The organism is Pseudomonadota bacterium (genome assembly GCA_023229365.1).
Taxonomy (GTDB): domain Bacteria; phylum Myxococcota_A; class Polyangia; order JAAYKL01; family JAAYKL01; genus JALNZK01.
On record JALNZK010000183.1, the window covers coordinates 1 to 8057 of the forward strand.

11 protein-coding genes are annotated in these 8057 nt (G+C 70.5%); 7 read left to right on the plus strand and 4 right to left on the minus strand.

The features are described from left to right. Window positions 1–59 precede the first annotated feature (59 nt). The 6 genes from M0R80_30070 to M0R80_30095 all read left to right on the plus strand — a co-directional run bounded on the left by M0R80_30070 (window position 60) and on the right by M0R80_30095 (window position 4091). On the plus strand, window positions 60–209 hold the full coding sequence (locus M0R80_30070; protein ID MCK9463885.1) for an SH3 domain-containing protein: 150 nt from the start codon (window positions 60–62) through the stop codon (window positions 207–209). Continuing rightward, window positions 193–654: a hypothetical protein gene (locus tag M0R80_30075; GenBank protein ID MCK9463886.1), complete on the plus strand. Its 462-nt coding sequence runs from the start codon at window positions 193–195 to the stop codon at window positions 652–654. Before M0R80_30070 ends, M0R80_30075 begins: the two co-directional genes overlap by 17 nt. Before the next feature lie 48 nt (window positions 655–702). Continuing rightward, complete coding sequence (locus M0R80_30080) at window positions 703–1446, plus strand: glutaredoxin family protein (protein MCK9463887.1); 744 nt, start codon at window positions 703–705, stop codon at window positions 1444–1446. Window positions 1447–1526: 80 nt separating this feature from the next. Continuing rightward, window positions 1527–2834 carry a Stp1/IreP family PP2C-type Ser/Thr phosphatase gene (locus M0R80_30085; protein ID MCK9463888.1) on the plus strand — a complete coding sequence of 436 codons (1308 nt, stop codon included), beginning with the start codon at window positions 1527–1529 and terminating at the stop codon, window positions 2832–2834. Window positions 2835–2959: 125 nt separating this feature from the next. Beyond that, complete coding sequence (locus tag M0R80_30090) at window positions 2960–3484, plus strand: DUF3782 domain-containing protein (GenBank protein MCK9463889.1); 525 nt, start codon at window positions 2960–2962, stop codon at window positions 3482–3484. Between the two features lie 202 nt (window positions 3485–3686). Continuing rightward, window positions 3687–4091, plus strand: coding sequence for a hypothetical protein (locus M0R80_30095; protein ID MCK9463890.1), 405 nt, complete (start codon window positions 3687–3689; stop codon window positions 4089–4091). A gap of 11 nt (window positions 4092–4102) precedes the next feature. On the opposite strand, the gene M0R80_30100 is transcribed toward M0R80_30095, so the two are convergent. The 4 genes from M0R80_30100 to M0R80_30115 are packed head-to-tail and all read right to left on the minus strand — an operon-like array spanning window position 4103 to window position 7249. Beyond that, window positions 4103–4837 (minus strand): penicillin-insensitive murein endopeptidase, encoded by a 735-nt coding sequence (locus tag M0R80_30100; protein MCK9463891.1) that lies wholly within the window; start codon window positions 4835–4837, stop codon window positions 4103–4105. Then, window positions 4834–5778, minus strand: a complete 945-nt coding sequence (locus M0R80_30105; protein ID MCK9463892.1) for a serine/threonine protein kinase — start codon at window positions 5776–5778, stop codon at window positions 4834–4836. Before M0R80_30105 ends, M0R80_30100 begins: the two co-directional genes overlap by 4 nt. Next, window positions 5772–6839, minus strand: a complete 1068-nt coding sequence (gene rlmN, locus M0R80_30110; GenBank protein ID MCK9463893.1) for a 23S rRNA (adenine(2503)-C(2))-methyltransferase RlmN — start codon at window positions 6837–6839, stop codon at window positions 5772–5774. Before rlmN ends, M0R80_30105 begins: the two co-directional genes overlap by 7 nt. Continuing rightward, a complete protein-coding gene (locus M0R80_30115; protein MCK9463894.1) occupies window positions 6836–7249 on the minus strand; it encodes a hypothetical protein in 414 nt (137 codons plus the stop codon). Before M0R80_30115 ends, rlmN begins: the two co-directional genes overlap by 4 nt. 135 nt (window positions 7250–7384) lie before the next feature. Between M0R80_30115 and M0R80_30120 the strand changes: the two genes are divergently transcribed. Next, window positions 7385–8057: hypothetical protein (locus M0R80_30120; protein ID MCK9463895.1), on the plus strand; the 673-nt coding region annotated here is incomplete at its 3' end.

Below are 8057 nucleotides of genomic sequence, written 5' to 3' on the forward strand. Positions count from 1 at the left end.
CGGACGCACCGGCCGCCGGCTAGGGCAAGCTCGTCACGGTCACGAAGGACAAGGTCCGCGTGCGCAAGACGCCGGTCGACGGCGAGATCATCGGCAAGATCGGCCAGGGGAACCAGGTCCGCCTGCTCAAGCAGAAGGAGGGCTGGTGCCAGATCGTGACGCCGACCGGGAACGAAGGCTGGATGATCTGCGATGCGCTCGGTCTCTAGCACGGTGCTGCTGGCGGCGGCCCTCGTCGCGGGATGCGGACAGGCGTCCTCGAGCGAGCGGCAGGAATTCGATCGCCTCGAGAGCTCCCTCTCGGCACTGAGCAGCTCGCTGGAAGGCTCGTGGCTCGAGCGGCTGGACGACCTCCGCCGCATGGAGCTCGGGTCGCAGCGCGTCGCGGCGGTCCGGACCACCTGCGTCGCGGCCTACGAGAAGTTCGGCGAGGCGACCGCGCGCCTCCGCGCCGCCCGGGACGACGTCGACCGCCTGGAGAGGAGCCTGCGCGGGAAGGCCGACGCCGGGCTCGACGAGATCGCGCGCCTGCACGCCCGCGCGGGGCAGTCCACCGCGGACGTCTCGAGCTCGCTGGACGACGCCGAGGCGCTCGTCGCGCGCTGCGAGAAGGACAGGCGGGCGCTCCGGGAGGCGCTCGCGGCGTCCCGCTGACGGGATCGCGGGGAACAAACCCCGTCGGTCGCGTGTTCCGAAATCGCCATGACGAAGCCGTTCGCACGCCTCCTCACCCTCGCTGTCCTCGCCGCCGCAGCGTGCGGCGAAGCGGCCTCCGGCGCAGGCGCTCCGGCCGCTCCCGCGCAGACCCTGCCCTCCGTGAACGACGCGCGGAACGACCTCGTGCTGAGCTGGTACGGGGACGGGGGGCCCGAGGTGGCGTCCAAGGTCGCCGAGGTGCCGGTGGAGGCGCGCCGCGAGGTCCGCGTGCAGGACCCGTCGATCCCGCCCGAGGAGCGCGATGCGTCCCTCGTCTTCGTGGCGGATCTGACGCGGGCGAACCCCGACGGCTCGTACCCGGTCCGCGCCGTGCCGCGGGCGGACTACGAGAAGCGACGGTCGAAGCTGAAGCCGCAAGATCCGCCGAAGCCGACCGTCGGCCCGACGGAGACGGGCGGTGCGAAGGTCGTCATGTACGCGACCAAGACCTGCCCGGTTTGCAAGAACGCGCGGCGCTGGCTCCTCGACCAGGGGATCCCGTACGTCGAGAAGGACCTCGAGGTGGACGAGGCGGCTGCGGCCGAGCTCGCCGCGAAGGGGAAGGCGCAGGGCGTGCCGACCTCGGGCGTGCCGATCTTCGAGATCCGCGGCCGGCTCCTCCCGGGGTTCGACCCGGGCGCGATCAAGTCGGCGCTCTCGGGCGCGGTCCCGACGCCGCCCGCCGCCCCCGCCCCGGCTCCGGCCCCGCAGAGGATCCCGCTGCAACCGGTCCCGCAAGCGACGATCTGACATGCCCCTTCCCAAACCATCGGCGCCTCTGGTAGCTTTGTACGTTTTTTGAAATAGACCGTTCTCCTCGGAGGGAGCTCATGGAAGACACACGCGCCACGGACAACGTCCACTTCTGGGCCGCGACCGACGTCGGCAGGGTCCGGGACCACAACGAGGACAACTTCCTCGTCGACAAGAACGTCAACCTGTTCGTCGTCGCGGACGGCATGGGCGGCCACGCCGCCGGCGAGGTGGCCTCCGGCATCGCCGTCACGCAGATGCGCGACGTGGTGCGGCAGAACAAGGACCTCATCGAGGCGTACCGCGAGGGCTCGCAGATCGCCTCGGCCCGCGACGTCCTGAGCCTCCTCGAGCACGCGGTGCAGAAGGCGTGCGCGGAGATCCACGAGCTCGCGGAGCGGGAGCCCGAGAAGCGCGGCATGGGCACCACGCTCTCGTCGCTGATGATCATCAAGAACCGCGGCTTCATCGCCCACGTCGGCGACAGCCGCATCTACCTGCTCCGCGGCGGCCGCGTCGTGCAGCTCACCGAGGATCACTCCCTCATCAACGAGCTCATCAAGCGCGGCAAGCTCGCCGCCGCCGACGCCGAGAACTCGCCGTACAAGAACGCCGTCACCCGCGCGGTCGGCGTGTACGAGAGCGTCGAGGCCGACACGATCGACTTCGAGGTGCTCCCCGGCGACCAGTTCCTGCTCGCGTCGGACGGCCTCACCGGCTACCTGAAGGACGAGGAGATCCCGCCGATCCTGGGCGACAAGGAGGACATCAAGGAGATCCCGGCCGCCTTCATCGAGCTCGCGAACGGGCGCGGCGGCAAGGACAACATCACCACGATCGTCATCCGCCTCATCGACTCCGAGGGCAAGGCGATCGAGCTGAACCGCGAGATCAACCTGAAGATCGACACCATCCGCAAGATGCCGATCTTCAAGTTCCTCACGTACAAGGAGCTCGTCCGCATCCTGAACATCACGATCGTCCGCGAGGCCGCCCCGGGCGAGCGGATCATCACCGAGGGCGAGGACGGCGACGAGCTGTTCATCGTGCTGAGCGGCAAGGTGAAGGTCCACAAGGGCGACACCGCGATCGTCTCGCTCGGCGCGGGCGATCACTTCGGCGAGATGGCGCTCATCGACAAGGCGCCGCGCTCGGCGAGCGTCAGCGCCGAGATCAAGACCAGCCTCTTGCAGATCTCCCGCGCGGAGTTCTTCAACATCATCCGCAAGGAGCCGCGCATGGCGACCAAGCTCCTGTGGAGCTTCCTGCAGGTGATCTCCGACCGGCTGCGCACCACGAGCACCCAGCTGTCCGGCGCCAAGGACGAGTCGATCGAGGACCTCACCGAGGAGCTGTTCGACATCGAGCCGATGGACGAGGAGTAGCCCGGCCGGATCCCGCGCGGGTGAGAGTCACCGTAGTCGATTTCCGTCAACCTTTTCAGAGAACGGCCGATACAGGTGCGTGCCCGGCGCGGCGTCGCGGTATACTGACCAGGAGAGGACGAAGGATGGAACCCGAAACCACCATGGAAGACCTGCGGACGGTCATGCGCGAGCTGGCGGAGCAGTCGAAAGACACCGATCGCAGGCTCAACGAGCTCGGCAAGCAGATCGGCGGCCTCGGCAACCGCCTCGGCGAGTTCGTCGAGGGTGTCGTGCGGCCCGGTCTCGTGCGCCTGTTCCGGGAGAGCGGAATCGACGTCCGCGAGACGCACCGGGATCTCGAGTCCGAGCGCAACGGGAAGAAGGCGCAGATCGACCTGCTCGTCGTCAACAACACCGATGTCGTGGTGGTCGAGGTCAAGTCGAAGCTGTCCCAGCGCGACGTCGAGGAACACCTCGAGCGGATCGCCCTCTTCAAGGAGCTGTTCCCTCGCTACGCGGACGCGCGGGTCTACGGCGCCATGGCCGCGATGGTCGTGCCCGAGAAGCAGGCCGCCTTCGCCGAGGGTGCCGGTCTCTTCGTCATCGGCCAGGCGGGCGACGACGCGGTGCTGCTCAACTCTCCCGGGTTCAATCCGAAGGCTTGGTAGGGTCGTGCGAACCGCGAGAAACAGCGGGCGCCTTGACCGTCCAACGCTCGCCTTCGCCTCGATCGCACTCGCAATTCTGGCCTCCGGTACGGATGCCTCGTGCCAGGAAGGATCCGAACGAGCTGCCGGAGCGCAACCGCCATCATCCGCCGAGGCGAGGCGGCTGGAAAGGCGGGCCGAGCGGCTGCGCGAGATCAGGGAGTTGGAAGGTGGAGGTTTTTCCCAGGAGAAGCTCGACCGGTACCGCGATCGGAAGGTCGCCGGGATCGTGCTGGTCGTGACCGCTCCCGCCCTGCTCGTGACCTCGTTCGTCTTCAGCCTGCGTGCGATGCCCGGGAGCTTCTACGACGAGTTCCCGAGGACGGAGCGAACCGACGAGGAACGTCGCTACCTGGTCGCAGGCTGGGTCACCTTCTCCTCCTCAGTCTCCTGCTTTGTCGTGGGGCTCCCGCTCCTGATCAATGGCGCAAGGGGGATGAAGCGCCAGCGCCTGTTGCAGGCCGAGGAGGAAACCACCCGAATCGTCGAGCTCATCGGCGTCAGCTTCGCCCTCGGCGCGGCTTCAGGGGACGCCGTAGCGGACATGAGCGCCCGCTTCACTTTTTGAGGAGCCCACCCCTACGCTCCGGTGCCCTCCACCCACGGCCAGACCGGTCCGATGTCGACGCACGCCCGGCCCGCCGAGCGCGGGCAGTAGATCCGCACGTGGAAGTGGTCGTCGTGCGGCGCGCTGTCGCCGGGGCGCCGGATCACGCTCGCCGCGCGCTCCAAAGCCTCGGCGTCGCGATCGTGGTCGAGCGCCCAGCGCAGGAGGAGCGCCTTGACGCCGTCGCTCGCGAAGATCCACTGGACCCGCGCCTCCTCGTCGCCGAGCAGCGCCTCGACGAGCGACCAGTTGCGCGCCGCGTCGAGCCGGAGGACGCCGCCCGGATCCTTCGCGAACCCGACGCCGAACCTGTCGAACCGCGTGACCGGGCGCCCGCGGAGCGCCCGCCCGGACGGCTCGGCGACGAAGTACGCGAGATCGACGTCGCGGCCGGCCTGGTGCGAGCTGTGGCCCCGCGCCGGCCCGCCCCGCTCCGCGCTGAGATCGCCGACGTACAGCACCGCGCCCGGCGCCTCGGCGGCCACGCGCGCGGCCGAGCGCTCGACGAGCCCGACGAGCTCCCTCGTGCCGAAGCGCATCTCGGCCCGGTGGTAGCAGCGGTGGTGCGGGCCTTCCCCCGGGAGCTGCACCGCGCGCCTGAGCATCCCGTCCGCGACCGTGCCGACGGACGAGCCCCAGGGCACGCACCCCGCGAGGAGCGACGCGGCGAGGAGCGGCGCCGCCAGCCTGCCGCAGCGCGAGATCACGGCCGCAACGCCCCCGCGAGCCCGGTCACCGCGCGGTGCACCGCGTCCATGTCCGGGAAGCGCTCCTGCGGCCGCTTCGCGAGCATCCGGAGCACGACAGGATCCGCGTCGCGCGGCACGGCCCCGGTCGCGCACGCGGCCGAGGGCGGCTTCGGCTTTTCCTTGAACTGCGCCATGAGCACCTGCGCCGGCGCCCCGGTGAACGGCGGCCGCCCGGTGAGCATCTCGTAGAAGACGACCCCGAGCGCGTACTGATCGGAGGCGGGCGACGCGTCCTCCCCGGTCGCCTGCTCGGGCGAGATGTACTCCGGCGTGCCGAAGACCTGCCCCGTCGCGGTCAGCCGCCCCTCCCCGGCGATCTGCACGAGCCCGAAATCGAAGATCTTCACGCGCTCCGCCTCGTCAAGCGCAGGGCCGCCGAGGACCATGATGTTCTCCGGCTTGATGTCCCTGTGGACAACCCCGAGCGCGTGGGCGGCCGCGAGCGCCCGGCTCACCTCGGCGACGACGTGGAGGGCGCGCCCGATGGGCAGCGGGCCCTTGCCGATCAGCGAGGCGAGGCCGACGCCGTGGAGGAGCTCGAGCGCGATGAACGGCCGGCCGTCGTCGCCCAGCCCGTGGTCGAAGATCCGCACGACGTTCTCGTGCTCGACGAGGCGGGCGGCGCGGAGCTCGCGGTGCAGCCGGGTCTGCATGTCGGGATCGCTCGAGAGGTCCGCCCGCAGGATCTTGATGGCGCGCGGCGCTCCGTCGCGGAGATCGACCGCCTCGTACACCTCGGCCATGCCGCCCGAGCCGAGGCGGGAGACGATCCGGTACCGCCCGCCGACCACGCGCCCGGTCTGCTCGTCGCGCCTCTCCAGGAGCTTCATTCCGTCGAGCGCGCACCGCTGCGCCCCGTCGTCGTAGCGCCTCCGGCAGATCGGGCAGAGCTTCACCACGTCGCGCCCCCCGGAGGAGGTGCCACGGCTGGACCGTCCGGGTCGCCGGCCGCGAGCAGCTGCCCGCAGGCGGCCTGGATATCCGCGCCCCTTCTGCGGCGGATGAACGCCGACAATCCCTTGTCCGCGAGCACCTGTTGGAAGGAGGCGACACGCCCCTCTTCCGGTGGTTCCAGTTCCGTTAAATCATGAGCATTTAGAGGCAATAAGTTAATCTTTACTCTTATCTTCGCGAGGAGCCGCACGAGGTGGCGCGCGTCGGCGTCCCGATCGTTGACGCCCTTGATCATCACGTACTCTATCGTGCAGCGCCTGCGCTTGGGCATCGGGTAGGCGGCGATCGCCGCCACGATCTCGTCGAGGCCCGCGCGCACGCCGGGGACCAGCGCCGCCCTGGTCTCGTCGTCCGCCGCGTGCAGCGACACCGCGAGCGCCGCCTCGCCGCCCGTCGCCTCCCCGAGCCGCGCGATGCCCCTCGGGACGCCGACCGTGGACACCGTGACGCGCCGCGACGACAGATCCAGGCCGTCCGGGTGCCCCAGGATCTCGAGGGCGCGCAGCGTCCCCGCGAGGTTGTGCAGCGGCTCGCCGATCCCCATGAAGACGACGTTCCGCAGCGACTCCCCCGCGACCCGGTGGGCGCGGGCCAGGTGGATCTGGGCGACGATCTCCGCCGCCGTCAGGTTGCGGACGAGCCCGGCGCGGCCGGAGCGGCAGAACGCGCAGCGGACGGCGCAGCCGACCTGCGTGGAGACGCACTGCGTGAGCCGCGTCCCCTCCGGGATGAGCACCGTCTCGACGCGCGACCCGTCCGCGAGCACGATCTCGAGCTTCCGCGTCCCGTCCTCCGAGCGGAGGACGACGCCGACCTGCGCCGGGAGCACGGGACCGCGCGCCGCGACGAGATCGCGGAAGGCGACGGGGAGGTTCGTCATCTCCCGGGGATCCGCCACGCCGCGCTTGTGGATCCAGCCGAACAGCTGCCGGCCTCGGAACGCGGGGAAGCCGTTTTCGATCGCGAGGCGCGAGAGCTCGTCGGGCGTCGCTGCGAGGAGGGTCACTGGGCGTCGGTGTCCGCGGTGGACACGATGCACTCCCAGGTCGTCGGGTTCGTGCATCCGGCGGTGCTCTCGCCCGCGGCCTCGAGGCACGTCATGTAGTCGACGCAGGTCCCGGCGGCCGAGCCGCAGTCGAGGATCGCCTGGAGCCAAGCGGTGTCGTCGACGCACGCCGTGAGCTGGGCGGCGCAAGAGCAGACATCGACCGTCAGATCGAAGCCGCAGAGCTCCTCGACGCCCTTCTTCAGGTCGTCGCAGACGGTCTTCTGGTTGTCGCTGAAGTCGACGATGGTGCCCTCCGGGCACGCCGAGTAGTCGCCGGCGGTCGAGTAGTCTTTCGGGTCGTCGCAACCCGCCGCCGCGAGCCCCAGCGCGCCCAGCATCGCCGCGAAGAGAGTCAGCTTGCCGCCCATGAAGGCCTCCTGCGCGCCCGCGCCGTGTGCGCCGAGCGGATTTCGAGATGATAGGCGAAGCCCCCGGCTTGTCAATCCGACGTCCGCCCGGAATTCCGACCGTCGGGCGCCATTTTCGCGCTATGCTCGCGTCCAGTGGAAAGGCTCGCAGGACACCCGCTCTCCCGCCTCGCCGGGCTCGGCCTCGCGCTCGGGCTGCTCGTCGCGGCGTGCGCCTCGAAGGACCAGTCCGCGGTCCCGGCGCCGGCACCGGCCGCAGCCCGCCAGCTCGACACCATCGAGATCGCCGTGGCGGGTGCAGGCGACACGGGCGCCCCGCTCGTGGTCGCGGTGCACGGCCTCGGGGACAGGCCCGAGAGCTTCGCAAAGCTCTATCGCGACATCTCGGCGCCGTGCCGCCTCGTGCTCCCGCGAGGGCCGATCCCTTACGGCGACGGCTCGTCCTGGTTCGACATCGCGATCCCGTACGCGCCGGACGCGGCGCTCGGCGCGCGCATCGCGGCGGCCGCCGACGAGGTCGGGGCTCTCCTGAAGGATCTCTCGAGGAGGCGCGCGATCCGCGGCAAGCCGTTGATCACCGGGTTCTCGCAGGGCGGGATGATCTCGTTCGCGGTCGCGGTCCGCCACCCCGACGTGATCGGCGTCGCCGTTCCTTTAGCCGGTGCGTTGCCCGAGAGCGTCCTGCCGACGTCGCCCGCCCCGAGGGGCGCGCCAGCGATCCGCGCGTTCCACGGCGCCGCGGACGATCTCGTCCCCGTGGAGCACGCGCGCCGCACCGTCGACGCGCTCCCGGCCGCCGGCTTCGACC

Excerpts from the sequence above, each read along its gene's own strand:
- M0R80_30090 (MCK9463889.1), top strand. The coding sequence starts at position 2,960 with ATGGAACCCGAAACCACCATGGAAGACCTGCGGACGGTCATGCGCGAG.
- M0R80_30075 (MCK9463886.1), top strand. The coding sequence starts at position 193 with ATGCGCTCGGTCTCTAGCACGGTGCTGCTGGCGGCGGCCCTCGTCGCG.
- M0R80_30085 (MCK9463888.1), top strand. The coding sequence starts at position 1,527 with ATGGAAGACACACGCGCCACGGACAACGTCCACTTCTGGGCCGCGACC.
- M0R80_30115 (MCK9463894.1), bottom strand. The coding sequence starts at position 7,249 with ATGGGCGGCAAGCTGACTCTCTTCGCGGCGATGCTGGGCGCGCTGGGG.
- M0R80_30080 (MCK9463887.1), top strand. The coding sequence starts at position 703 with ATGACGAAGCCGTTCGCACGCCTCCTCACCCTCGCTGTCCTCGCCGCC.